Below are 24010 nucleotides of genomic sequence, written 5' to 3'. Positions count from 1 at the left end.
ATCAGGTTGCCGAGGTGACGAGGATCTTGTCCTTGCCCGCCTTGTCCTTGCTGTTCTTCTTCATCGCCGCCTCGAACATCTTGCGCCAGCTCGTCACCTGGGGGTGACGACGCAGCAACGCCCGGCGTTCGCGTTCGGTCATACCGCCCCACACACCGAACTCGATCCGGTTGTCCAGCGCGTCGGCCAGGCACTCGTACCGAACTGGGCAGCTCCGGCAGATCCGCTTGGCCACGTTCTGTTCGGCGCCCTGTACGAACAACGCGTCCGGGTCCCCGTTCTGACATGCCGCCAGCGACGGCCAGTCAGTGATCATGCCCATGTGTACTCGTCCCCCCTTGCAGTACCTACCGACCTCGTTGCACGGCAGCCGGCAATTCCCCCCGATCGCCCGGCCCGCCTTCCCCAAGGCGGCGCGGACGACATGTGGCGCTTTCGCCGCCATCATCATGCTCTGTAGTCGACCGACTACGCAACGTTGTCGGCGAAATCCATCATTCCGGACACTCCCGGCTTCCCGGGCTCTCGACCGCCGGTTACCCCGCCGAGGTCGGCGAAAACGCTGCGAGGTCTCCGCCGAACGGAGGAGACTCTCGCCAGTCACACGCAACCTCGTACCGGGGGTCATGCGTTTAGCACAACGAGGGCAGCGCGCGCAGGAAATGGGGAAAGACGCCCAGGCGCCCCTCGTTCCCTACTCGCGTACCATGCCGAGGTGACCTGGATGCGGAAACGTGACCACAATGTGCTGACCAACGCCGCATCGCTGCTCATATGTGGCCTACTGGCCGGCGTGGTGGTCGCTGCGGCGGCCTTCCCCGCGGTGGCGATGTCCGGACTGGCCGCGAAGGCCGGTGCCGAGACATTCGGCAACCTGCCCACCGAGCTGACGGTGGCCCGCGCGCCACAGATCAGCTATCTGCTGGCTTCGGACGGCAAGACACCGCTGGCGACGATGTACGACGAGAACCGCCGCGACGTGAAACTCGCCGACATCTCGCCGTACATGATCAAGGCCATCATCGCGGCCGAGGACCACGACTTCTACAAGCACAACGGCGTCGACATCAACGGTGTCGCCCGCGCGTTCGTCAACAACCAGAACGAGACCGCCGGCCGGCAGGGCGCCTCGACGCTGACCATGCAGTACGTCCGGCTGGCCATCGCCTACTCGGCCACCCACCCGGCCGACGTGGTCGCGGCGACCGAGGACACCAGCGCCCGCAAGCTCCGCGAGATGCGGCTGGCCCTACAGGTCGACAAGGAGTTCTCCAAGGACGAGATCCTGACCCGCTACCTCAACCTCGCCTCGTTCGGCAACGGCGCGTACGGCATCTACGCCGCCAGCCAGGTCTACTTCGGTAAGCCGCCGAGCAAGCTGAAGATCGAGGAAGCCGCGCTGCTGGCCGGCATGGTCAAGGCCCCGACGACCAACGACCCGACCACCAAGAGCGGCTACCCGCTCGCGTTGGACCGGCGCAACTACGTCATCCAGAACATGGTCGACACCAAGGCCATCACCCAGCAGGAGGCCGACGCCGCCAAGGCGGTCAAGCTGAAGCCGCAGGACAAGCGCACCCCGAATGGCTGCGTCGCCACCAACGTCAACAGCTGGGGCTTCTTCTGCGACTACTTCTACCGCTGGTGGATGCAGCAGGAGACCTTCGGCTCGACCTCGTACGACCGTGAGCGGCGGCTGAAGAGCGGCGGCTACACCGTCATCACGTCGATCGACATCCAGGCACAGAAGGCCGCCGACAAGGCGGTCCGCAAGGCCAAGAGCGAGAACAGCAAGGAAGCCGCCATGGTCGCCGTGGTCGAGCCGGGCTCCGGCCGGGTACGGGCGCTCGCGGTGAACCGGCAGTTCAAGCTCGACGACCCGAAGCACCCGAAGAACAAGATCTCCAGCGATCCGGCGAAGAGCAAGCGGGGCATCAAGGGCAACTACCCGGCGACGGTCAACCCACTGCTCACCGGCGGCGACGGCATCGCCGGCTACCAGTCGGGCTCGACCTTCAAGATCTTCACGATCGTCGCCGCGCTGGAGAAGGGCATCCCCCTCAGCTACTCGATGAACGCGCCGCAGCAGTTCAAGTCGGAGTACATCATCGACAGCAGCAGCCCGGCGGCCTGCCCCGGCACCCACTTCTACTGCCCGACCAACTCGGGCAAGAAGGCCGGCGGCGTGCAGAACATGTGGACCGCGTTCGCCCAGTCGGTCAACACCTACTTCGTGCCGCTGCAGCAGCAGGTCGGCGCGGAGAACGTGGTCGACGTCGCCAAGCGGGCCGGTATCCAGTTCCGGGCCAGCAACGACACCAAGTTCGCCGCCACGAAGGAGGCGGCCCACCAGTGGGGCGCCTTCACCCTGGGCGTCGCCGCCACCACGCCGCTGGACCTGGCCAACGCGTACGCGACTCTCGCGGCGGACGGCAAGTACTGCGAGCCCATCCCGGTGCAGGAGATCCGCGACCCCGAGGGCAAGAAGCTCGACATCGCCAACCCGCGCTGCGAGAAGCGGTTCAGCACCGACGTGGCCCGCGCCGCCGTGGACGCCGCCCGGTGCCCGGTCGGCGACAACTCCAGTACCAGCAAATGCGGCAGCAGCCGTACCGCCGCCGTGGTGAAGGGCATCGTCGACGCGCCGGTGGCCGGCAAGACGGGCACCACCGACTCGGAGAAGACGGCCGCCATCGTCGCGATGACCAAGCAGTACTCGGTGGCCGGCATCATGGCCGACCCGGACTGGCCGCAGACGAACGTCAAGATGAAGCACTCCGAGAAGGACGGCATCAACCCGCCGGTGTACGAGACGCTGCGGGACGCCATGAAGGGCAAGCCGCGCATCAACTTCGACCCCCCGGGCCAGAAGATCTCCGAGGGTGACCAGCGCAGCATTCCCGACGTGAAGTGCCAACCGGTGGACACCGCCAAGTCCCGGATCAAGGGCGCGGGCTTCGAGCCGGTCGTCTCCGAGGCGAAGGTGCCGTCCAGCTGCCCGGCGGGCACCGCCGCCGGCACCAGCCCCGACGGACGCACCATCAAGGGCGGTGTGGTCACCATCCAGGTCAGCACCGGCGGTGGCACCCCCGGCACTCCACCGGGCAACAAGCCGGGACAGCCCGGCAACCCACCGGGCCGCCCGGGCGGCTGAGCACCGGCACCAAACACGAACGGGCGGGCGGGCACCCTCTGTCGGGGTGCCCGCCCGCTCGTCTGTCCGGAGCGGCGGTGCCGCGTGGCGGATCAGAGGCCGAGCTGTCGGCGTACCTCGGCGGCCACCCGACCACCCTCGGCCTGGCCCGCCACCGCGGCCTGGGCCGCCTTCATGGCCGGGCCCATCTGGGCCTTGCCGGTGAAGCCGCCCGCGGCGAGCGCCCCCGCGACCAGGTCGGTCAGCTCGGCGTCGGAGAGCTGCTTGGGCAGGTAGCGGTCCAGCACCTCGCCCTCGGCGGTCTCCTTGGCGGCCTGCTCGGCGCGGCCCGCGTCGGCGAAGGCGGTGGCCGCCTCCCGGCGCTTCTTGGCCTCCTTGGTCAACACCGCGAGCACCTCGTCGTCGGTGAGCTCGCGCTTGGTCTTGCCGGCCACCTCGGCGGTGCCGACGGCGGCCAGGGCCATCCGCAGCGTGGAGGTGGTCAGCTCGTCGCGCGCCTTGAGCGCGGAACGCATGTCGGCGGTGAGGCGGTCCTTCAACGTGCTCATGGACGGTCAAACTACCCTGAACGTCATGCGAAAGCGCACACTATTCCGCCTCGCCGCCGGAACCGCAGCGGTCGGAGCGACCACCCTCGCGTACGCGTCGCTCGTCGAGCGCAACATGTTCACCCTGCGGCGGTATGACGTGCCGACGCTGCCGGCCGACGCGGAGCCGCTGCGCGTGCTGCACCTGTCGGACCTGCACATGATGCCCAACCAGGCCCGCAAGCAGCGTTGGGTGGCGTCGCTGGCCGCCCTGGACCCCGACCTGGTGGTGGTGACCGGCGACAACATGGCACACCCCGAGGCGGTGCCCGGGGTGCTGCGGGCGCTGCAACCGCTGCTGGACTATCCCGGCGCGTTCGTGTTCGGCTCCAACGACTACACCGGGCCGGTCCTCAAGAACCCCTTCACCTACTTCCTGCCCGATCGGGAGTACACCGAGGGCGTCGAGCTGCCCTACGAGGAGCTGCGCCAGGTCTTCACCGGCGCCGGCTGGGCCGACCTGAACAACGCCCGCACGAGCCTCAAGGCCGGCGGCCGGGAGTTGGACCTCGTCGGCGTCGACGACCCCCACATCGACCGCGACGACTACCCGGCCGTGTCGGGCCGGGTGGCGTCCTCCGCCGACCTGTCCATCGCCGTGACGCACTCCCCCGAGCCACGGGTGCTCGACCAGATGGCGGCCGACGGCTTCGACCTCCTGCTGGCCGGGCACACCCACGGCGGGCAGGTCTGCGTCCCGGGGTACGGGGCGCTGGTCACCAACTGTGGTCTGCCGCGTTCGATGGCGCGCGGTCTGCACCGGTGGCCGGGCTCGGACTCCTGGCTGCACGTCTCCGCCGGCCTCGGCACCCACCCGACCGCCCCGATCCGCTTCGCCTGCCCGCCGGAGGCGAGCATCCTGACCCTGATTCCCCGCTAGGCCGGGGCGCTCCCGGCGCGCTCCGGGCGACCAAGATCGGTTCGGGCGGCGGGGGTACCGAGTTTGACCATCGGAGCGGGTGGGCTACTATTTGTCGGCACGCCTCGGGGTGTGGCGCAGCTTGGTAGCGCGCTTCGTTCGGGACGAAGAGGTCGTCGGTTCGAATCCGGCCACCCCGACCAGAGGTCAGAGGGCACATCCGATCCATGGATGTGCCCTCTGGTGCGTCTGTACAGCAGTGAAGTACAGCAGCAGTCACCGCAGGCTCTCGCCCAGGCGCTTGAGCGCGTCGCGGGTAGCGTCCGAGGACGCCTGCGAATAGATCTCCATCGTCACCGACACCTCGGCGTGCCGGAGCACCTTCATGATGACGCGCGGATGCACGTCCAGGTCGACGAGCAGGGTCGCGCAGGTACGCCGGGCGTCGTGCACGGTGATCTTCCGGACCCCGGCACGGGCACAGCGGGCGTCCCAGGAACGGTTGAAGTTGCGCGGCTCGATGGGGGTCCCGTAGCGGCTGGTGAACAGCAGTGGCGAGCCCTGCCAGGCGATCCCCGTCTCGTCGCGGTCGGCCTTCCTCGCCTGCTGGCGGAGGTCGAGTGCCGCCGCGCAGATTTCCGGCAGCGGGAGGGAGGCGTCCGAGGTCTGCGTCTTGGTCTCCCGGTGCAGCAGTTGGCCGCCGACCCGCTGCAACTGCCAGCCGATCGACAACTCCCCCGCCGCCAGGTCGACGGCGTCCTCAGTGAGGCCGAGCACCTCACCCTTGCGCAGGCCGATGACCAGGATCAGCACGTACGCGGCGTAGAGCGGATCGCGGTCGGCCCGCGCGGACTCCAGGAACCGACGGGCCTCGTCGCTGGTCCACGCCCGGCCCCTGCGGCCGCGCCCACGCCCGCGTCGAGGACCGCATCCGCACCGGCAAAACCACGGGCTTCGGCCGGTTCCCGTCACGGATCTTCGCGATCAATCAGGCCTGGCTGCAGCTGGCGCTGACCGGCATTGACCTGCTCGCCTGGACCCAAAACCTGCTACTCGACGGCGACCTCGCCCGCGCGGAGCCGAAGAAACTGCGCTACCGCCTCCTGCACGTCCCAGCACGCATCGCCCGCACCGCACGCCGGACCTGGCTGCGCATCGCCGACGGCTGGCCCTGGACCGAGGAGATCATCACCGCGTTCACGCGGCTCGCCAGCCTGCCCCAACCGCTTTCCTGAACCACAATCCCCGCCCCAGCAACAGCTTCGAGGAACCCGGCCACGCGTCGGGCCCAAACCATGCCTACCGGCAGAAACACCGCCAGCCGCACCCACAACACCAAGATCAATAACTCATGAAAGACCGAGGTTAGGGGTTCAAGTCTCGGCCACCCACATCCGTGCCCGATGCAGCGGTCAACAGCGGCTAGTAGAGGCCTGTGGGGAAGCCTGCCAGGGGGTCGGTTACTCCTGCGGCCAGGCGACACCCAGGCCCAGGAGCCTCACTCAACCCGATTCCCAAGCTGAGCGTGTACACCTGCGACGATCGCAGCATGACCAGTCACGATGGTGAGCCCTGTCCCGAGTGTGGGCACGCGCTCCAGGTGCAAGCCGCCGGCGTGGTGGGGGTTATGAGGCGTCGGTCCGGTCGGTAGCGTTGGCGGTGGTGGCTGCCGATGGGTCGGTGGTGTGTCCTGCGCTACGCGAGGGGGTTCCGGGTGGATTCCTTGCCGGAGTTGACGTTCGGGCAGCGGTTGAAGGTCTATCGGGAGCGGTCCGGGAAGAGTCGGACGGTGCTGGGCGGGTTGGTGGACCGTAGCGCCGAGTGGGTCAAGGCGGTGGAGACGGATCGAATCCTGCCACCGCGTATTCATATGCTGGATCGGATTGCGCGTGCTCTGAAGATCGACGTGTCCGCCTTGGCAGCGGAGTTGGGCGATCGTTCCGCTGTGGTCAACGGGCCCGAGCATCCGGCGCTGGTGTCGGTCCGGGCCGCCCTGAATCATGTCGCGCTTCCCGATGACACCCGGCCGGAGTTGTTGTCCGGTCTGCGGCAGCGACTTGCGGCAGGGTGGCGGGCGCGCCATCAGGCAGCGGATCACCGTACGGTCCTGGGTGGGTTGTTGCCGGGGTTGCTGAGGGACGGGCAGCGGGCCGTGTTGGCGTACGAGGGCGGCCGGCGACGGGAGGCGCAAGCCCTGTGGGCGGAAACGCTCGGGTTGGCGCAGATGTTCGTTGCCTACCAGCCTGCCGCCGAGTTGCTGTGGCGGGTGACGGATCGGGCGATGGTGGCGGCGCAGGAGTCCGGTGATCCGGAGGCGATCGCCCGTGCAGGTTGGTTTCTGTGTCAGGTGCATCGGGAAGCCGGCGACTGGGACACCGCGATGAGGGTGACGCTGGAGGTGCTGTCGGCGTTGGAGCCGAGGGCGGCTGACGGGAGCCCGAATCTGCTGGCGTTGTGGGGCGCGCTGAACTTCGAGGCCGCGTACACGGCTGCTCGTGCCGGTGAGGAAGGTCGCGCCTGGCGGTACTGGGACCGCGCGGACCAGGTGGCGCAGCGCCTGCCGGAGGGCTTCTACCAGGCGCAGACGTCGTTTTCCCGGGTCATCATGGGTGCACACGCGGTGACCGTCGCGGTGGAGTTGCAGCAGTCGGGCGAGGCGGTGCGGCAGGCACGTCGCCATGATGCGGCGGCGATTCCGTCGAGGCCACGGCGGGCACGCCATCTGATCGAGGTCGCGCGGGCGCACTACGGCAAGGATGACAAGGAAGCGACCGTGGCGGCGCTGCGGCAGGCGTACGAGTCGGCTCCGGAGACGATCCGGTTCAACGGGTACGCCCGTCAGATCACCATGGACCTGCTCGACGGTCCGCGTGCCACCCGGGACGACGCACGCGACCTGGCTATGAGAGTCGGGCTCGTCTCCTGAATCAGGGGTAGGAACCTTACCCATCCCGCTATACGACCGAACGTAGCTTCTTGCTCACGGGATGCGGTGGTCGGTGCGAGGCACGCCCGGCCGCCGTGTCCCTCATCGAGAGGGCGACGATGCTGCCGCCCTCGTGAGCGACGAGGGAGAGGTACGTGCGGCGTGTCTCGTACGACGAATACGTCTCCGCCACCGCGTTGACCTTCGCCCGGCGGCATCGGCCGGTGTGGTCCTGGCAGCGTTGGCGGCGTATCTGCAACTGCGGAGCCGCCCTGCCGTGCCGTGCCCGGCACCGGATACCGATCAACCGAGGGCACTGGCCGCAACCGGAGGATCAGCAGTGACCAGCCATGGCCCGGTCATGCCGATCTGGAGCTGCGGTGGCTGCAACCTGCCGTGGCCGTGTCCGACGCGGCGGCGAGAGCTGCGTGCGGAGTACGCCGATGCGCCAGTGTCGCTGGCCCTCTACCTCGGGGGCTACCTCATCCAAGCCGCCGAGGACATGCCGTGGGCGCCGGCTGGAACCCTGCACCGCCGCTTTGTCGGCTGGACGAGGCAGCCGCCGGAAGTACAGCAGCGAAGTACAGCAACCGTGCCCGCCGAACCAGACCAGGACGAGCGTCGCCAGGCCGGATGACCTCTGACGACGCCCGATCCGACCGGACTGCCGCCAGTTCGGGACGAAGAGGTCGTCGGTTCGAATCCGGCCACCCCGACCAGAGGTAAGAGGGCACATCCACTCGTTGGGTGTGCCCTCTTGGCATCTGCTGCGGCCCCCTCGGCGTGCCGGACAGGGCGACGGACCGCCCATCCCGCCCCGAGCGTCCACGCCGTCCGTGCCGACGGCACGATCAGCGACTACCTCAACTGGCGGCCCCCGTCAGTCGTGCCGCTCGGTCCGCTCGATCTCGGCGAACGCGGCGGCCAGGTAGTCGTCCAGCGGCGCACCGGTCACCGCCAGCAGGTCGGCGACGAGCAGCGGGGCGTGCCGGGCCAGGGCGGACGCGTCCGGAGGTGCGTCGTCCGCCTCGGGGTCGTACACCCCCAGAGCGCCGGCCAACAGTACGAGCACCACGTGCGGATCGACATCACGACGCCAGCGCGTCGCGTCCTGCACGCAGCGTGCCAGCACCTGGCGGATGTCGTCGCCGGCCAACCCGTCCGGGTGGCTCTCCTCCAGCAGGAGACGGACCACCGTCCCGAGCACCAGGCCGGACCGCTCGTCGACCGCCAGGTCGGCCACCGCCTCGTCGTACGCCTGAGCGTCGCGGGCCTGGGCGGCGGCGACGGCTGCCGTGGCGGTCACCGCGATGGCGCGGGCGGAAGCGGGCAGGTGTCGCCAGGTGCCGGTCATCGGGCCAGCATCGCAGACCGGGCCGACACCGACGCTCGTCGTGGCGTTGGTCACCGGGCACCCGGGCTCTCTGCAAAACGGTTCGCGCGACGTCACACCCACCGCACAGAATGCCGGACATGCTGCGCCGCGCCCTACCTCGCCGTCCACAAGCCCGCCGGATGCTCGCCGGCACCGTGCTGTCGGCGATCGGGCGAGGCCTGACCCTGCCGTTCCTGTTCATCTACCTGACCGACGTCCGGGGGCTCACCGACACCCGCGCCGGCCTGGTGATCGGCTGGTACGGCGTCGTCACCCTGGCGCTGTCGCCGCTGGGTGGGACGCTCATCGACCGGTTCGGCGCACGCTGGGTGGTGGTGCCGTGCCTGGTGATCGAGGCGATCGGGACGGGTTCGCTGGCGCTCGTCCACTCGACCGGTTCGGCCCTGCTCGTGATGACGGTGATCGCGGTCGGTAGTTCTGCCATCTGGTCCGGGCAGAACACGATCCTCGCGTCGCTCACTGACGACGACGAGCGGCAGAGGGTCTTCGGGCTGAACTTCGCGCTGCTCAACCTCGGTATCGGCATCGGCGGTATGACCTCCGGGGCGATCGTCGACACCACGCGACCCGCCAGTTTCCAGACGATCTACCTGCTGGATGCGGTCAGCTACCTGATGCCGGCCCTGATCCTGCTGACCCTGCCGGGGGTCGGTCACCGGCTCGGCCACCGCTCAGCCGATGCCGACCGGTCGAGCGGCGGCTACCTGACCGTCCTGCGGGACCGTCCGTTCCGCCGGCTCGTGATCTTCGGCCTGGTTCTGACCACCTGCGGGTACGCCCAGGTCGAGGTCGGGTTCGCCGCGTACGCCGTCCGAGTCGCCGAGGTGAGTCCGCGGGTGGTCGCCTGGGCGCTCGCGGCCAACACGGTGATGATCGTGCTCGCCCAGTTGCTGGTCATCCGCCGGATCGAGGGGCGCAGCCGTACCGGCGCGCTCGCCGTGGTCGGGGCGGTGTTCGCCGCCGCCTGGCTGGTCCTCGGCGTCGCTGGTGTGGTCAGCACGGGCAGCGCCCTGGTGGCCGCCCTGTGCGTGGTGGCCTGCTCGGCGATCTTCGGCTTCGGCGAGACGCTGCTGTCGCCGGTGATGCCGGCGCTGACCAACGCCCTGGCCACCGACGAGCTGCGCGGCAGGTACAACGCCATGAGTTCGATGATCTTCGGCATCAGCGGTGTGATCGGCCCGGTGACCGCCGGCCCGCTGATCGGCGCGGCGAACGGCATGGTCTGGGTGGCGGTGGTCGTCGGCGGCTGCCTGGCCGCCTCGCTCATCGCGCTCTCACTGCGCCGACTGCTCACCGTCGACCAGGACGGCCGCGCGACGGTAGCCCCGCCGACGCCGACGCCGGCACCCACTCCCGCCTGAGCCGGCCCGGCAACCCCGCCGACAGCCGCGCCCGCCGCTTGATCGTGCTCGATCCGGGATGTAGTGGCATCCGCGCGCTCGCAGACCACGACATCCAGGATCGAGCGTGATCTTGCAAAGCCTGGCCCCGGTTGCGGCGCCGTCACGGCGCACCAAACCGCAAGCTGGGCCAGCGTCGCGAGCGCGAGCAGACGTGGCGAGCGCGAGCAGAGCCGGGGACGGGTCGGGCCCCGGAGCGGGTGCTCCGGGGCCCGATCGTGGCGGGATCGTCGTCCGTCAGGCGGCGGCGACCTCGGCGGTGGTGCGGATGCGGTCGAGCGTCGGGGCGGAGACCGGCGACTGCGCGGTCAGGTACGCCACGAACGCGTCCAGGTCGATCTGACCGGTGACCTGGTTGGTGCCGCCGGTGAGGGCGCTGAAGCCGTCGCCGCCCCCGGCGAGGAAGTTGTTCACCGTCACCCGGTAGGTGGCGGCGGTGTCGACGGTGGCACCGCCGATGGTGAGGCTGCCCCGGACCACCCGGGTGCCGGCGCACGGGTCCGCCGCAGGGGCGGTGGCACCGTTGAGGTCGACCACGTAGCCCACGGTCGACGACGGGTAGAGGACCCGACCGGTCACGAACTGCTGCTCCAGTACGCAGTAGAGCTGCGCGCCGGTCAGATCCAGCGTCACGAGGTTGTTGGCGAACGGCTGCACCGTGAACGCCTCCTCGTAGGTGACCGGGCCGGCGTCCAGGTTGGCGCGTACCCCGCCCGGGTTCATGAAGGCGGCGACCGCGTTCTGCTCGTCGTCGGTGGCGGCGAGCTGCGCGTCGGCTATCAGGTTGCCCAGCGGCGACTCGCCGCACGAGGCCGGGACCGCTGCGGAGCAGGTGTCGAGCAGGTTCTCCTGCGTCTTCGTGATCGCGGTGGTGGTATCGCCGACCTGGCGGCCGGCGACCGGACCGAGCACCGTCTCGTACCTGTCGATCAGGGCGGTCTGCTTCGGGTCCTTGGCGACGTCGCGGGTGACCACGACGTTGTTCGCGGAGGCCGAGAGCACGTCCCCGGAGCGGCGGTCGATCTTCAGGTCGATGTCGGTGACCAGGCGACCGAACGAGCTGGCGCTGGTGACCAGCTTGCCGTTGATGTTGCAGTTGTACGCAAAGGACATGGAACTCCTCGCGAGAATCGGGGTGTGCGGTGCCCGCCCGGTGGGTCGAGCCGCCGCCTGTCGACACTGTCGGGCGGATCGATCAGGCTTGGCGGCGGTTGTGTCGTCGCCCGCCCGGCCAGCCTCTCATCCGGACGCTCACCCGTCGAGCCGAGCAGCACGACAGAGCTGCGAATACACCGATTGGTTCACCGTCGGTCACCGAGCAGCTCTGTGCGATCGACGTCCCCGCCTGGACGCCGCCGGCCGGTCGACCGACGGCGTCGGGCGTTCAGCAGGAGGTGTAACTGCCCTTGCTGCCCCAGGAGCAGGAGTCGATCTGCTTTCCGGCCGAGTCGCGCAGGTAGGCGCTGTCACCGGTGTTGTTCCAGATGTACGCGCCGGATCCCCAGTAGCGGTGGGTCGAGGTGTTCTTGCCCTTCCCGGTGTGGATGTAGACGCTCGCTCCGGCGGCTAGCCGGACGTCGCCGCTGAAGGTGTAGACGTGGCGCGACTTGTCTCGCAGCGTCCAGGACTTCAGGTTGATGGTGCTCGACCGCCGGTTGGTGAGGCGGACGTACTCCGCGTTCAGGCTGGAGTTCGAGCGGTTGTCGCTGCCGGGCGAGTTGTAGTAGACCTTGCTGATCTGCACCGTCGGGGTCGCGGCCTGCGCCGGTCCGGCGGTTGCCAGCGTGGCAGCGAGTGTCCCGCCGAGCGCGAGCGCGAGACCGATCATCTTTCTCGTCATTCCGTCTCCCCACTCCATGCGCCGGCCGATGAGCGCCGACGCGGTCGTCTCACGTGTGATGGTGAGCGCTGACGCTAGCGGCGGGACGGTGCGGGAGTGGTCGGCGCGGAGGCCGCGTCGCCAACTCGACCCGGGCGGTGGAGCGTGGTTCGCCGGTCGGTGCACGGCGGTGCCGCCCGGTGGTGCGGACGGTTAGACCTTCGGACGCGACCGGAGTCTCGCCGACCCGTCCATCCAACCCGATGATCACGCGGGTCGATCCGGCCGGTGAACCGTCGCTGCCGAACCGGGCGAAAGCGGGGCTCGGCCGGTCAAGCGGTGGTGAGCGCTTCGGCAACCAGCCTGGTGACGGCGTCGGGCGGCCAGCCGCCCGCGACACCGGGACGCCGCGTCAGGTAGTCGACGATGCGCTCGACCGGCCAGCCGTGTGACTCGTGCAGCCCTCGGGCGATCATGCCCAGGTAGGCCGGTGCCGGTGGCCGGTGCGGCACGGCCGACGCCGGTTCGGGAGCGGTGAAGGTGAGCATCGGGATGCCGGCACGCCGACCAGGGCAGACGAGGGCCTCGTAGCGTCCCGGACCGAGGGTCGCCCGCCCGCTCGCGACGGCCGCGTCGACGGCCGCGCCGGTCGCCGGGAGCAGATCGGCGGTGTCGCCCGTCGGGCGGTACATCTCCTGGGCGGCGATGTCGGTGAACTGTTCGATGGTCACCAGGTAGGCCCTCGCGGCGGCCTCGCCGGGCAGCTCCGGGTCGTAGAACGCCATGCCGCCGGTCCACGCGCCGGACTCGCCGGCGAAGTAGATCCCACCGGGCATCCACACCGGCGCCGACCGGCTTGGTGGGCGGGGGTCGCGGCAGCCCGGGTACGTCCGCCGGCCGCCCGGCGGACAGCCGCCGTTGAGATACCAGGCCAGCCGGGCGGCGAGCATGTTCGAGCCGTACGCGACGTACCAGACGAGCACGGCGACGCCGTCAGAAGCCGCAGGTCTGGCCGGCCGAGTGGCTGACCTGAACGGTGTGGGTCACGCAGCCATCAGGATCGATGCGGTGCAGGAGGAAGGCGGTCGGCTCGGCGACCCAGCCGATCATCTCGTCCGTGGCCATGGTGAGGGTGCTCTGCTTCCAGGTGCTGGGCGCCACGGTGAGCACCGTGCCCGCGTACCCCGTGGTGACCGTGCGGTGCAGGTGCCCGGCGGCGACCCGCACGACGTGCCGGTGCCGGCCGATCACCTCGGCCAGCGCGGGCCCGTCGGCGAGCCGGATGGAGTCCGCCGCGGGGATGCCGACCGCGACCGGCGGGTGGTGCAGGCAGAGGATGGCGGGCACCTCCGGCCGACCCGCGAGGACCCCGTCGAGCCAGCCGAGCTGCTCCTCGCCCAACCGCCCGGCGTCGCTGCCGGGGACGAGCGAGTCGAGCACCACGATGGTCGCCGCCTCGTGGTCGACGTGGTAGTAGGCGGAGAAACCACCACCGAGCCAGGGCGTACCGCCGAACGTGTCGAGCAGCGACTCGCGGTCGTCGTGGTTGCCGGTGGTCAGGTAGACCGGAAGCGGGAACTTCCCGATCAGTTCGCGCAGCGCCGCGTACTCGTCGGGTCTGCCGTGGTCGACCAGGTCGCCGGTGATGACCACGCAGTCAGGTCGAGGACGTAGGGCGAGCACCCGGCCGAGCGCCCGGTGCAGCCCGGCGGCGGGCTCGGCGGCGAGCAGACCAGTGGTGAGGTGCGGGTCGCTGATCTGTGCGATGAGCATGCGGGCACCGGCCTCCTCGACGGGGAACCCTCACGCTATCGCCCGGCTCCTCCCTCCACAGCCCCTGTCCACAGCCTGTGGATAGCACATGTGTACGAAGCAACGAGAGCGCTGCGCAGGAGTGAGTACGCTTGATCGAACCCCTCCCCTACCTGGAACGACGTGCGAGTGGATCATCAGCGAATCATCCGTGACGCCACCGTCCGCCTCTTGATGGCGTCGAGCGCGCCGGAAGCCTGCCGGTGGACGGTGGGCGCACTGTCCCACCACACCCCGGCCACCATCTCGGTGCTGCTCGAGGCCCACGACCGGCTGCGCTGCGTGGCGGCGACCGGCGCATGGCAGGTCTTCGCGACCGTACCGCCGCGCACCGGGATCGTCGGCCGGGTCTACGCCTCCGGCACCGCCGCCGCCGTCCCGGACGTCACCGTCGACCCGGACTACCTCCCGGTACGCCCTGACGTGACGTCCGAACTGTGCGTGCCGGTACGCGACCCCGCCGGCCGGGTGATCGGCGTACTCGACCTGCAGTGGAGTGACCCGGTCGACCTGCGGCCGTGGCGGGAGACCGCGCAACGGCTGGCCGCCCGCCTCGGCGCTCGCATCGCCACGTTGGGTGGCCCTCCGTCGGAGAGCCGCAGCGAGACGTTGCTCCGGCACGCCGCGGCGCTGTCCGCCGCCCCGACCGAGGCGGCCGTGATCAGCGCGGCAACCGACGCGGCCCGGGAGGTGTCCACCCTCTCCACCGCGGTGTTGATGATCGACGGCCAACCCGGCCCGTCCCCGGGGACGCCGGGTGACCTGGAGACCCGTATCCGCGCCGAGCTGACCGGAGCCGGCCCGGCCGCCCTGGAGAGGATGGTCGACCGGGCACACCGGTACGGCGCCGGATACACGTTGGGCGAGACCGGACACCCTCCGACCGAGGACTACCAGCCGCTGACCCGTGCCGGGGTACGCACGCTGGTCGCCGTGCCGGTCGGGCCGGCGGACGCCGGTGGCGTGCTGCTGGTCGCCGACGAACGCGCGCTGCACCCGGACCCGACCACGGTCAGCCTGATGGAGTTGCTCGCCGGACAGGCGTGGACCAGCCTGGACCGACTGCGTACGCTCGCCCGACTCCGGGAACAGGCCAGCTCAGACCCCCTGACCGGACTGCGGCACACCGGTCCCTTCGGGCAGCGGATCGCGGCGGCCACCCCGGGGCGTACGGCTCTGCTGGCAATCGACGTGGACGGCTTCAAGACCGTCAACGACACGTACGGGCACCAGGCGGGCGACCAGGTGCTGGTCGGGCTGGCCCGGGCGCTGGAGAGCGCGCTGCGGCACGGCGACGAGCTGTACCGGATCGGCGGTGACGAGTTCGTCGCGGTGATCGAGGTGAGCCGCCCGGAGGAAGCGGTCCGCATCGCCGAACGGTTGGCCGAGGCGGCCCGCCGAACGGGTCGCACGATCAGCGTCGGCGTCGCGCTACCGCGACCGGGCGAAACCCCCGACCGCACCCTGAAGAGAGCCGACCAGGCCCTCTACGCGGTCAAACGCCAAGGCCGAGACGGCGTACACCTCTCCGCAGCTTAACCCCGCCCCCACGCTCCTGCCCCCACGCCCACGCCCACGCCGATCTTGCACTTTCGGTTGCCGTTCTGCCCAATTTCACGCCTTATGCCGCGACAGAAAGTGCAAGATCGACGGGGTGAGGAGTGGCACGGCACGGCGCGGCGAGGCGCGGGGGTTGTTACGGGGTGCGGAGTTCTTTGGCCAGGAGTTCGGCTATCTGGGCCGTGTTGAGGGCTGCGCCCTTGCGGAGGTTGTCGCCGGTGACGAAGAAGTCGAGGGCGCGGGGGTCGTCCAGGGCGCGGCGGATACGGCCGACCCAGCTCGGGTCGGTGCCGACCGCGTCGATCGGCATCGGGAACTCACCTGCGGCGGGGTCGTCCACCACGATCACACCGGGTGCGTTGCGCAGCGCCTCGCGGGCGCCCTCGGCGTCGACCTCGGTGGCGAAGACCGCGTGCACGGCCACCGAGTGGGCGGTGACCACCGGTACCCGGACGCAGGTGGAGCTGACCTTGAGGTCGGGCAGGCCGAGGATCTTCCGCGACTCGTTGCGGATCTTCATTTCTTCGGAGGACCAGCCTCCGTCGGCCGACGAGCCCGCCCAGGGCACCACGTTGAGCGCCAGCGGTGCCGGGAACGGGCCGAGGTCGTCGCCGACCGCCTGACGGACGTCACCGGTGCGTGAGCCGAGCGCCCGATCGCCGGCGACCTTGGCGAGTTGGTCGTGCAGGATGTCCACGCCGGCCTGACCGGCGCCGGAGACCGCCTGGTAGGAGGCGAGCACCAGTTCCCGCAGGCCGTACTCGTGGTGCAGCGGCGCGACCGCGATGATCATCGCGAGGGTGGTGCAGTTGGCGTTGGCGATGATGCCCCGGGGACGGTTACGGACCTGCTCGGGGTTGATCTCCGGGACTACCAGCGGGACGTCCCGGTCCATCCGGAACGCGCCGGAGTTGTCCACCGCGATCGCGCCCCGCTCGACCGCGATCGGGGCCCATTCGGCGGAGACCTCGTCGGGCACGTCGAACATCGCCACGTGGACCCCGTCGAACGCCTCCGGGGTCAGCGCCTGGACAACCATCTCCTCGCCCCGGCAGCGCACCCGCTTGCCGACCGACCGTTCGGAGGCGAGGAGCCGGATCTCACCCCAGACGTTGCGACGCCCGGTGAGCAGCTCGCACATCACGGTGCCGACGGCACCGGTCGCTCCGACCACGGCGAGGGTGGGCAGCGCCGTCATCGGCGCTACCTACCCGTCCCGGCGTAGACCACGGCTTCGGTGTCGCCGCCCAACTCGAACGCGTCGTGGATGGCGCGTACGGCGGCGTCGAGGTCGGTGTCCCGGCAGACGACGGAGACCCGGATCTCGGAGGTGGAGATCATCTCGATGTTGACCCCGGCAGCGCCGAGCGCAGCGAAGAAGCCGGCGGCGACGCCAGGGTGCGAGCGCATGCCGGCGCCGATCAGCGAGACCTTGCCGACGTGGTCGTCGTAGAGCAGGCCCTTGAACTTGACCGGTTCCTGGATCTTGCTGAGGGCGGCCATCGCGGTCGGGCCGTCGGCCTTGGGCAGGGTGAACGAGATGTCCGTGCGGCCGGTGCCCTCGGTGGAGACGTTCTGCACGATCATGTCGATGTTGATCTCGGCCTCGGCGACGGTGTCGAAGATCCGCGCGGCGGCACCCGGCTCGTCGGGCACGCCGACAATCGTGATCTTGGCCTCGCTGCGGTCGTGCGCGACCCCGGTGATCAGTGCCTGCTCCACGGAAAGGTCCTCCATCGATCCGGTGACCATCGTGCCGGTGTTGGTCGAGTATGACGAACGGACGTGGATCGGCAACCCCGCCCGGCGGGCGTATTCCACGCTACGCAGGTGCAGCACCTTCGCGCCGCAGGCCGCCAGCTCCAACATCTCCTCGTAGGTGATGTCCCTTATGTGCCGGGCGTTGGGCACGATCCGCGGGTCGGCGGTGAAGACGCCGTCCACGTCGGTGTAGATCTCGCAGACGTCGGCGTGCAGGGCGGCGGCGAGTGCCACGGCGGTGGTGTCCGAACCACCGCGACCCAGCGTGGTGACGTCCTTGGTGTCCTGCGAGACGCCCTGGAAACCGGCCACGATGACCACCGAGCCCTCGTCGAGCGCGCCCTTGAGCCGCCCCGGGGTGACGTCGATGATGCGCGCCCGGCCGTGCACCGACGTGGTGATCACGCCGGCCTGCGAACCGGTGAACGAGCGGGCCTCGTACCCCAGGTTGTGGATGGCCATGGCCAGCAGGGCCATGGAGATCCGCTCCCCGGCGGTGAGCAGCATGTCCAGCTCACGGCCCGGCGGCAGCGGGCTGACCTGGTTGGCCAGGTCGAGCAGCTCGTCGGTGGTGTCACCCATCGCGGAGACCACCACCACCACGTCGTCGCCGGCCTTGCGGGCGGCGACGATGCGCTCGGCCACCCGCTTGATCCGCTCGGCGTTGGCGACGGAGGACCCGCCGTACTTCTGCACCACGAGTGCCACGACTGTGCACTCCCTCCCAGCGACCCTGAGCGTGCCGACGCCGCCGGAACCGGGGCCGGCGGCGCGTGTCAGACCCCTTGAGCGTATCCGGCGGGTCACGGCGACGGGTCGGGTGATCCCACCATCCGGCCCGCGCGGCCGTCCGGCCGACGCGGGTGGCCAGGTCCGCGAGGGGCCGGGGGTACGCGGACAAGCTGCCACGACACGCCGAGAGGCGCCGCCTGTGCGCCGTTGCCCACAGGTCGCCCGTACCCACCAGAATGAGCCGGTGTCCGCCCTCCTCCGCTCGGCCGGCCGCGTGCTCGGGCCGCTCGTGCTCGCCCTGCCGGCAGTCCTGGTCGCCTGCGACAGCGCGCAGCCCCCACCCCCGCCGCCGGCCGACCCCGGTCCCGTCGAGGTGGAGGGCACGCGCGACGAGCTGGCCGCGCTGGCCGCCGCCGCGCAGGATCGTCACCTGGTGGCGCAGTACGTGTTCAGCCGGAGCGGCCAACCGGACCGCACCATCGTGTTCACCAGCGCGAACGACGGCAGTTGGCGGGTCGACGTCCCGGGTGGGGCGCTCGGCGGCACCGCCGACGTCTCGCTGGCCGCCACCTCCGACGGGCTGTTCCAGTGCGCCCTGCCCTCGACGGATCACCCGGAGCCGGCGCGGTGCGTACGCCTCGGCGAACGCGACGACGCCATCCCGCGCCGGCTGGACCCCCGCGTCCAGCATCCGCTCACCGACTGGCTGGACGTGCTGACCGACCGGCGGGCGCCGCTCGCGGTGGCGCAGGCCACCACGCCCAAGGGCCTCACCGGCGCCTGCTACTCGGTGGACTCCACCTCGGCCTCGCTCAACGCGCCGCTGGACGTGGGCATCTACTGCTACGACCCGGACGGCACGCCGACCGGTGTCCGGACCGAGGCCGGGACGCTGCGGCTGGCCGCCCCGCCGGGCGCGGCACCCGCCACCGTGCAGTTGGCCGGGCCGGTGGTGGACGCGGAACCCCTCGACACCGCGGCCCCGCCGACTCCCGACCCGTCACTCAGCCCGAGCGCGGGAACGTCGTGATCTTCGTACCGTTACGGGTGCTCTTGCCCACATCTAGCCAACCCGACCCAGGGCACTAATCGCCCATAGGGGACGATTCTCGGCATGGCTGACCTGACCCCACTCCTCGCCTTCCGCTGGAGCCCTCGGGCCTTCGACCCGAGCGCCACGCTGACCACCGAGGAGGCGGCCTCGCTGCTGGAGGCCGCGCGGTGGGCGCCGTCGACGGACAACAGGCAGCCCTGGCGGTTCGCCCTCGGTCACCGGGACGACGAGAACCACAAGCGCATCCTGATCAACCTTCCGGACGACGACCAGGGCTGGGCCCGGCACGCCGCGACCCTGGTGGTCGGCGCGCACACCGGCGGCGACGCCGAGCGGGCCGCGTACGACCTCGGCCAGGCGATCGCCCACCTGACTCTCCAGGCCACCGCCCTCGGTCTGCACGTCCGCCAGCTCACCCGCTTCGACCGGGCCGGCCTCGCCACCGAATTCGACCTACCGGGCGGTGTCCGACCGCTGGTGGTCGCCGCCGTCGGGCGACTCGGTGACCCGTTCGCCCTGCCGGCCGAGCTGCGGGCCAGCGAGACCGGTCTGCGGCACCGCCGCCCGGTCGCCGACCTGCTGCTCGCCTGACCTCAGCCGCCCCGGCTGGCCCGGAGCAGCACCGCTGCCGCGTCGGTGTTGCGGTAGAGGACGTGCCGACCCTGCCGAGACCTGTCGACCAGGCCGGCGGCGTGCAGCGCGGTCAGGTGGGCCGAGACGTTCCCGGCGGACATCCCGGTGCGTCGGGCCAGGTCGGTGGTGGTGGTCGCGGTATCGAGCAGGTGTAGCAGCGCGGCCCGGCCGGAGCCGATCACCCGTGCCAGCGGGTCACCCGGCGGCGGCGCGGCCGTCTCCCAGAGCGTCCCGACCGCCCGGACCGGGTACGCGGCAGCCGGCAGCGAGTCCTCCAGCAGGTTCCACAGCACTCGCCGCTGGCTGAACACCGTCGGGTTCAGCGCCAATCCACGGTCCCGGAGGTCGAAGTCCCGCTCGAACGGGTCGTCGCTGACCACCCGGTCGCCGAGCCAGCACAGGCTCGGATGGAGCTGTTCGAAGAACCGACCGGCGCCGTTCTCGGCGAGCTGGGCGGCGCGGTACGCCACGTCGGCGTCGAGCAGCGCCCGCATCCGCGACCAGTCCGGGGCGATCGCCTCGTCGTACCAGACCCGCATCGCGTCGACGAGCTGCGGCAGCAGCCCGCGGGGGTCGGCGAGCAGCGCCTGCCCGAACGGACTCAGCGGCCGACGCCCGGTGGTCGACAGCAGGTCCTGGACCACCACGGCCGGCGGCGTCGCGGCGATCTGGTCGAGTTGGTCGGCCACCTCCACGTTCGGCCGGGCCGCTGGGGTGATGAAGTCGGGCAACGGGCAACCTCGCCAGGTCAGCTCCACAAGCGGTCGGACCCGGGCGGCCACCTCGGGTCGACGCAGGGTCACCCGGGCGCGGTCGATCCAGGGCAGGTGCACCGCATGACGGACCGGGCTGGCCAGCGCCCACATGCTCATGACCGTCTCGTTGACCGGCGACACGGCGAGCCGCACGCCCGCCACGTCGGCCAGGCTGAACCGCAACTCGGACACGCGCCCTCCCCGGGAGCAGGATTCGGTCCAGCCTAAAAGGCTCGACCGTCCTCGTGGGGGCACGGTTCACTCCCCTGCCATGGGGACCAGAGACACCATTCGTACCGCTGTCGCGAACGTCGTACCGCCGGCCGGTCTGACTCGCGCGCTGGCCGTGCAGGCCATGGTCTACGCCGTGGGCAGCGGCCTGTTCCACGCCGGCAGTGCCGTCTTCTTCACCCGGGCGCTGGGGCTCAGCGCCGCTCAGGTCGGGCTGGGCCTGTCCATCGCGGCGGGGGTGTCGTTACTGGGCACCGTGCCGCTGGGCGGGCTCACCGACCGGTACGGGCCGCAGCGGGTCTGGGTGGTGGGGTTGGTGCTGGACGCGGCGCTCTTCGCGTCGTACCCGTTCGTAGGCGGCTTCGCGAGCTTCCTCGCCGTGGTCGTGGCGCTGGCGATGGTGGACGCGTCGACGGGCGTGGCCCGTCAGGTGTACTCGATCAACGCGCTGCCGCCGGCCGAGCGGGTCACCGCGATGGCGTACCAGCGTTCCTCGTTGAACGTCGGCTTCGGGCTGGGCGCGGTGATCAGCGGCCTGGTACTGGCCGTGGACACGATCGAGGCGTACCGGGCGATGGTCTGGTTCATCGCGACGGTGATCCTGGTGACGGCCCTGTTCGTGCGGCGGCTGCCCCGGTTGCCGCAGGTACGAAGGCCGGCGGAGCCGATGGGTCGGCTCGCCGTGCTGCGGGACCGGCCGTTCATGGCGGTGTCCCTGCTGTCCGGGCTGCTCACCGCGCACGGGGTGCTCTACCTGACGGTCCTGCCGCTGTGGATCCTCACCCACACCGACGCCCCGAAGACGGTGATCGCCGCTCTGGTGCTGCTCAACACGGTCCTGATCGTGCTGCTCCAGGTACGCGTCAGCCGGGGCGCCGACACCGCCGCGGGGGCGGCGCGAGCCTCCCGCCGTGGTGGCCTGCTGATCGCCGTGTCCTGCCTGGTCCTGCCGATCTCCGGGGTCACCCGGGGCGCGCTCACCGTCGTGGTGCTGGTGGCCGCCGCGACGCTGCTGATCCTGGCCGAGCTGATCCAGTCGGCGGGCGCCTGGGGGTTCACCGCCACCCTTCCGCCGGACGACCAACGCGGCGCGTACGTGGGCGCGCTGCGGCTCGGCGAGCAGGTGCAGTACCTGGTCGCTCCGGCGGGGTTGACCGCGCTCGGCGTCAGCACCGGCGGGTGGGGTTGGTTACCGACGGCAGCGATCTTCGTGCTGCTCGCAGTGGCGATCGTGCCCGCCGTGGCCTGGACCGGACGGACGCCGAGGCTCGGTTCCCAGGCCCCGGAGCCGACGATGACATCGATCCCATAGTCCGGACCAGCCTTTGCACCCTTCGTCCCATCACGTAGGGTGACCTGGTCATGTGGCAGGCGCTTCTCCTCCTTAGCCGCCGCGACGAGGCCTGACCGGCCGGCACCTCGTCGCGGAGTTGCATCGCGCCGTCCAGCACATCTGATCTTCCTCTCGGCACCGCCGCGCACCGTCGCCCGGCAGCTCGCCGACACCTTCCGATCTGCTGACGCCACATGTTCCAGGGAGCATTCCGAGATGGCTCAACCTGTCACCGACGCCGAGACCGATCCGATCGCCCGGCAACGCCCCAGCCGGATGCCGTACCACCGCTACCAGCCGTACCAGGAGCAGTTCCGGGTCGACCTGCCGGACCGCACCTGGCCCACCCGCACGGTCGAGGCCGCGCCGCGCTGGTGCGCGGTGGATCTGCGCGACGGCAACCAGGCGCTGATCGACCCGATGTCGCCCGAGCGCAAGCGGCGGATGTTCCAGCTGCTCGTGCAGATGGGCTACAAGGAGATCGAGGTCGGCTTCCCGTCGGCCAGCCAGACCGACTTCGACTTCGTCCGGCAGCTCATCGAAGACGACATGATCCCGGACGACGTCACCATCCAGGTGCTCACGCAGTGCCGGGAGCACCTGATCGACCGGACGTTCGAGTCGCTGCGCGGCGCGAAGCGGGCCATCGTCCACTTCTACAACTCGACCTCCACGCTCCAGCGGCGGGTGGTCTTCGGCCTGGACCGGGACGGCATCGCCGACATCGCCACCTCCGGGGCGCGGCTCTGCCAGAAGTACGCGGAGATCCACACCCCGGACACCGAGATCTTCTACGAGTACTCGCCGGAGTCGTACACGGGCACCGAGCTGGAGTACGCGCTGGAGGTCTGCTCCCGGGTCATCGACGTGATCGACCCGACGCCCGACCGCCCGCTGATCATCAACCTGCCGGCCACCGTCGAGATGGCCACGCCGAACGTGTACGCCGACTCGATCGAGTGGATGCACCGGCGTCTGCCGCGCCGCGACAGCGTCGTGCTGAGCCTGCACCCGCACAACGACCGGGGCACCGGGGTCGCCGCCGCCGAGCTGGGCCTGCTGGCCGGCGCGGACCGCATCGAGGGCTGCCTGTTCGGCAACGGCGAGCGCACCGGAAACGTCGACCTGGTGACGCTGGGGCTCAACATCTTCTCCCAGGGCCTCGACCCGATGATCGACTTCTCGAACATCGACGAGATCCGGCGGGCCGTCGAGTACTGCAACCAGCTCCCGGTGCACGAGCGCCACCCGTACGCGGGCGACCTGGTCTACACCGCCTTCTCCGGCTCCCACCAGGACGCGATCAAGAAGGGCTTCGACGCCCTGACGGCGGACGCGAAGGCCGCGGGCGTACCGGTCGACGAGCACACCTGGGCGGTGCCGTACCTGCCGATCGACCCGAAGGACCTGGGCCGCACCTACGAGGCGGTCATCCGGGTCAACTCGCAGTCCGGCAAGGGCGGCGTCGCGTACATCATGAAGAGCGAGCACCAGCTCGACCTGCCGCGCCGGCTCCAGATCGAGTTCTCCGGGGTCGTGCAGCAGGTCACCGACCACGACGGCGGCGAGGTCGACCCGACCGCCATGTGGGAGATCTTCGCGACGCACTACCTGCTGGACCACCAGCCGGACCCTGCGGTCCGCTTGGCCGGCTACACGATCGGCACCGCCGACGGCAAGGTCGAGATCGAGGCCCAGGTCGGTGTCGGCGGCGAGTGGCACTCGCTCACCGCGGTCGGCAACGGCCCCATCGACGCGTACGTCAACGCGCTCCAGGCGGTCGGCGTGGGCGTACGGGTGCTCGACTACCACGAGCACGCGCTGTCCTCCGGCGGTGACGCGCAGGCGGCCGCGTACGTGGAGTGCGAGGTGGACGGTCGGACGGTCTGGGGTGTCGGTACCGACGCCAACATCGTGACGGCCTCGATCAAGGCGGTCACCAGCGCCGTCAACCGCGCCCGCCGCTGACGCGGACGCCACGCCCCCGGAGGTGCGGTT

20 protein-coding genes, 1 tRNA gene and 3 pseudogenes are annotated in these 24010 nt (G+C 70.4%); 13 read left to right on the top strand and 11 right to left on the bottom strand.

The annotated features are described in order from the left end of the window. Window position 1: 1 nt before the first annotated feature. Window positions 2-322 carry a WhiB family transcriptional regulator gene (locus ACGFH9_RS20120; RefSeq protein WP_355238676.1) on the bottom strand — a complete coding sequence of 107 codons (321 nt, stop codon included), beginning with the start codon at window positions 320-322 and terminating at the stop codon, window positions 2-4. A gap of 402 nt (window positions 323-724) precedes the next feature. Between ACGFH9_RS20120 and ACGFH9_RS20115 the strand changes: the two genes are divergently transcribed. Continuing rightward, window positions 725-3154 carry a penicillin-binding protein gene (locus tag ACGFH9_RS20115; RefSeq protein WP_393221377.1) on the top strand — a complete coding sequence of 810 codons (2430 nt, stop codon included), beginning with the start codon at window positions 725-727 and terminating at the stop codon, window positions 3152-3154. 92 nt (window positions 3155-3246) lie between these two features. Here the strand turns inward: ACGFH9_RS20115 and ACGFH9_RS20110 are convergent, their stop codons facing one another. Further along, the gene (locus ACGFH9_RS20110) at window positions 3247-3702 is read right to left on the bottom strand and encodes a GatB/YqeY domain-containing protein (protein WP_393221374.1); all 456 of its coding nucleotides are present in this window, start codon (window positions 3700-3702) and stop codon (window positions 3247-3249) included. Between the two features lie 25 nt (window positions 3703-3727). On the opposite strand from ACGFH9_RS20110, the gene ACGFH9_RS20105 reads away from it, so the two are divergent. Continuing rightward, window positions 3728-4621 carry a metallophosphoesterase gene (locus ACGFH9_RS20105; protein WP_393221371.1) on the top strand — a complete coding sequence of 298 codons (894 nt, stop codon included), beginning with the start codon at window positions 3728-3730 and terminating at the stop codon, window positions 4619-4621. Between the two features lie 105 nt (window positions 4622-4726). Next, window positions 4727-4803: transfer RNA gene (locus ACGFH9_RS20100), tRNA-Pro, on the top strand. Between the two features lie 73 nt (window positions 4804-4876). Here ACGFH9_RS20100 and ACGFH9_RS20095 read toward each other — a convergent pair. Continuing rightward, a pseudogene (locus ACGFH9_RS20095) lies at window positions 4877-5506 on the bottom strand (site-specific integrase); the annotation flags it as partial. Here ACGFH9_RS20095 and ACGFH9_RS20090 point away from each other — a divergent pair. The 4 genes and pseudogenes from ACGFH9_RS20090 to ACGFH9_RS20075 form a co-directional block, all read left to right on the top strand. Beyond that, window positions 5503-5835, top strand: a pseudogene (locus tag ACGFH9_RS20090) (transposase); the annotation flags it as partial. The pseudogenes ACGFH9_RS20095 and ACGFH9_RS20090 overlap by 4 nt on opposite strands. Before the next feature lie 479 nt (window positions 5836-6314). Next, window positions 6315-7526 (top strand): helix-turn-helix domain-containing protein, encoded by a 1212-nt coding sequence (locus ACGFH9_RS20085; RefSeq protein ID WP_393221368.1) that lies wholly within the window; start codon window positions 6315-6317, stop codon window positions 7524-7526. A gap of 155 nt (window positions 7527-7681) precedes the next feature. Beyond that, the gene (locus ACGFH9_RS20080) at window positions 7682-7870 is read left to right on the top strand and encodes a hypothetical protein (protein ID WP_393221366.1); all 189 of its coding nucleotides are present in this window, start codon (window positions 7682-7684) and stop codon (window positions 7868-7870) included. Continuing rightward, window positions 7867-8163 (top strand): hypothetical protein, encoded by a 297-nt coding sequence (locus ACGFH9_RS20075; RefSeq protein ID WP_393221363.1) that lies wholly within the window; start codon window positions 7867-7869, stop codon window positions 8161-8163. The genes ACGFH9_RS20080 and ACGFH9_RS20075 overlap by 4 nt, the downstream gene beginning before the upstream one ends. A 243-nt stretch (window positions 8164-8406) precedes the next feature. Here ACGFH9_RS20075 and ACGFH9_RS20070 read toward each other — a convergent pair whose 3' ends face one another. Beyond that, on the bottom strand, window positions 8407-8880 hold the full coding sequence (locus tag ACGFH9_RS20070; RefSeq protein ID WP_393221519.1) for a hypothetical protein: 474 nt from the start codon (window positions 8878-8880) through the stop codon (window positions 8407-8409). Between the two features lie 119 nt (window positions 8881-8999). On the opposite strand from ACGFH9_RS20070, the gene ACGFH9_RS20065 reads away from it, so the two are divergent. After that, the gene (locus ACGFH9_RS20065) at window positions 9000-10283 is read left to right on the top strand and encodes an MFS transporter (protein WP_393221361.1); all 1284 of its coding nucleotides are present in this window, start codon (window positions 9000-9002) and stop codon (window positions 10281-10283) included. A gap of 276 nt (window positions 10284-10559) precedes the next feature. On the opposite strand, the pseudogene ACGFH9_RS20060 reads toward ACGFH9_RS20065, so the two are convergent. The 4 genes and pseudogenes from ACGFH9_RS20060 to ACGFH9_RS20045 form a co-directional block, all read right to left on the bottom strand. Then, window positions 10560-11429: pseudogene (locus ACGFH9_RS20060) on the bottom strand (bifunctional metallophosphatase/5'-nucleotidase); the annotation flags it as partial. Between the two features lie 277 nt (window positions 11430-11706). After that, window positions 11707-12162, bottom strand: a complete 456-nt coding sequence (locus ACGFH9_RS20055) for a lamin tail domain-containing protein (RefSeq protein ID WP_393221358.1) — start codon at window positions 12160-12162, stop codon at window positions 11707-11709. A gap of 311 nt (window positions 12163-12473) precedes the next feature. Continuing rightward, window positions 12474-13124: a histone deacetylase gene (locus ACGFH9_RS20050; protein WP_393221356.1), complete on the bottom strand. Its 651-nt coding sequence runs from the start codon at window positions 13122-13124 to the stop codon at window positions 12474-12476. A gap of 10 nt (window positions 13125-13134) precedes the next feature. Next, a complete protein-coding gene (locus ACGFH9_RS20045; RefSeq protein WP_393221353.1) occupies window positions 13135-13914 on the bottom strand; it encodes a phosphodiesterase in 780 nt (259 codons plus the stop codon). Window positions 13915-14082: 168 nt separating this feature from the next. On the opposite strand from ACGFH9_RS20045, the gene ACGFH9_RS20040 reads away from it, so the two are divergent. Beyond that, the gene (locus ACGFH9_RS20040) at window positions 14083-15492 is read left to right on the top strand and encodes a diguanylate cyclase (protein WP_393221351.1); all 1410 of its coding nucleotides are present in this window, start codon (window positions 14083-14085) and stop codon (window positions 15490-15492) included. Window positions 15493-15649: 157 nt separating this feature from the next. Here the strand turns inward: ACGFH9_RS20040 and ACGFH9_RS20035 are convergent, their stop codons facing one another. Both ACGFH9_RS20035 and ACGFH9_RS20030 read right to left on the bottom strand, forming a co-directional pair. Next, the gene (locus ACGFH9_RS20035) at window positions 15650-16711 is read right to left on the bottom strand and encodes an aspartate-semialdehyde dehydrogenase (RefSeq protein ID WP_355238708.1); all 1062 of its coding nucleotides are present in this window, start codon (window positions 16709-16711) and stop codon (window positions 15650-15652) included. A gap of 5 nt (window positions 16712-16716) precedes the next feature. After that, a complete protein-coding gene (locus ACGFH9_RS20030; RefSeq protein WP_355238711.1) occupies window positions 16717-17982 on the bottom strand; it encodes an aspartate kinase in 1266 nt (421 codons plus the stop codon). A gap of 268 nt (window positions 17983-18250) precedes the next feature. Between ACGFH9_RS20030 and ACGFH9_RS20025 the strand changes: the two genes are divergently transcribed. Beyond that, on the top strand, window positions 18251-19036 hold the full coding sequence (locus ACGFH9_RS20025) for a hypothetical protein (RefSeq protein ID WP_393221347.1): 786 nt from the start codon (window positions 18251-18253) through the stop codon (window positions 19034-19036). 84 nt (window positions 19037-19120) lie between these two features. Beyond that, a complete protein-coding gene (locus tag ACGFH9_RS20020) occupies window positions 19121-19651 on the top strand; it encodes a nitroreductase family protein (RefSeq protein ID WP_355238717.1) in 531 nt (176 codons plus the stop codon). 2 nt (window positions 19652-19653) lie between these two features. On the opposite strand, the gene ACGFH9_RS20015 is transcribed toward ACGFH9_RS20020, so the two are convergent. Further along, the gene (locus tag ACGFH9_RS20015; protein WP_393221343.1) at window positions 19654-20640 is read right to left on the bottom strand and encodes a MarR family transcriptional regulator; all 987 of its coding nucleotides are present in this window, start codon (window positions 20638-20640) and stop codon (window positions 19654-19656) included. Window positions 20641-20719: 79 nt separating this feature from the next. Between ACGFH9_RS20015 and ACGFH9_RS20010 the strand changes: the two genes are divergently transcribed. Then, the gene (locus ACGFH9_RS20010; protein WP_393221340.1) at window positions 20720-21991 is read left to right on the top strand and encodes an MFS transporter; all 1272 of its coding nucleotides are present in this window, start codon (window positions 20720-20722) and stop codon (window positions 21989-21991) included. 237 nt (window positions 21992-22228) lie between these two features. Continuing rightward, on the top strand, window positions 22229-23980 hold the full coding sequence (gene leuA, locus ACGFH9_RS20005) for a 2-isopropylmalate synthase (protein WP_393221337.1): 1752 nt from the start codon (window positions 22229-22231) through the stop codon (window positions 23978-23980). The last annotated feature ends 30 nt before the right edge of the window (window positions 23981-24010 follow it).

Origin of the sequence: Micromonospora sp. NPDC049102, from assembly GCF_043197485.1 — a bacterium.
GTDB lineage: Bacteria > Actinomycetota > Actinomycetes > Mycobacteriales > Micromonosporaceae > Micromonospora.
Note: the sequence above shows the minus strand (reverse complement) of the source record. Positions and strands in the feature narration are given on the sequence as shown.

Coding starts and splice junctions, on each gene's coding strand:
- ACGFH9_RS20120 (WP_355238676.1), bottom strand. CDS start 322: ATGGGCATGATCACTGACTGGCCGTCGCTGGCGGCATGTCAGAACGGG.
- ACGFH9_RS20115 (WP_393221377.1), top strand. CDS start 725: ATGCGGAAACGTGACCACAATGTGCTGACCAACGCCGCATCGCTGCTC.
- ACGFH9_RS20110 (WP_393221374.1), bottom strand. CDS start 3,702: ATGAGCACGTTGAAGGACCGCCTCACCGCCGACATGCGTTCCGCGCTC.
- ACGFH9_RS20105 (WP_393221371.1), top strand. CDS start 3,728: ATGCGAAAGCGCACACTATTCCGCCTCGCCGCCGGAACCGCAGCGGTC.
- ACGFH9_RS20070 (WP_393221519.1), bottom strand. CDS start 8,880: ATGACCGGCACCTGGCGACACCTGCCCGCTTCCGCCCGCGCCATCGCG.
- ACGFH9_RS20065 (WP_393221361.1), top strand. CDS start 9,000: ATGCTGCGCCGCGCCCTACCTCGCCGTCCACAAGCCCGCCGGATGCTC.
- ACGFH9_RS20055 (WP_393221358.1), bottom strand. CDS start 12,162: ATGACGAGAAAGATGATCGGTCTCGCGCTCGCGCTCGGCGGGACACTC.
- ACGFH9_RS20045 (WP_393221353.1), bottom strand. CDS start 13,914: ATGCTCATCGCACAGATCAGCGACCCGCACCTCACCACTGGTCTGCTC.
- ACGFH9_RS20035 (WP_355238708.1), bottom strand. CDS start 16,711: ATGACGGCGCTGCCCACCCTCGCCGTGGTCGGAGCGACCGGTGCCGTC.
- ACGFH9_RS20020 (WP_355238717.1), top strand. CDS start 19,121: ATGGCTGACCTGACCCCACTCCTCGCCTTCCGCTGGAGCCCTCGGGCC.
- ACGFH9_RS20010 (WP_393221340.1), top strand. CDS start 20,720: ATGGGGACCAGAGACACCATTCGTACCGCTGTCGCGAACGTCGTACCG.
- leuA (WP_393221337.1), top strand. CDS start 22,229: ATGGCTCAACCTGTCACCGACGCCGAGACCGATCCGATCGCCCGGCAA.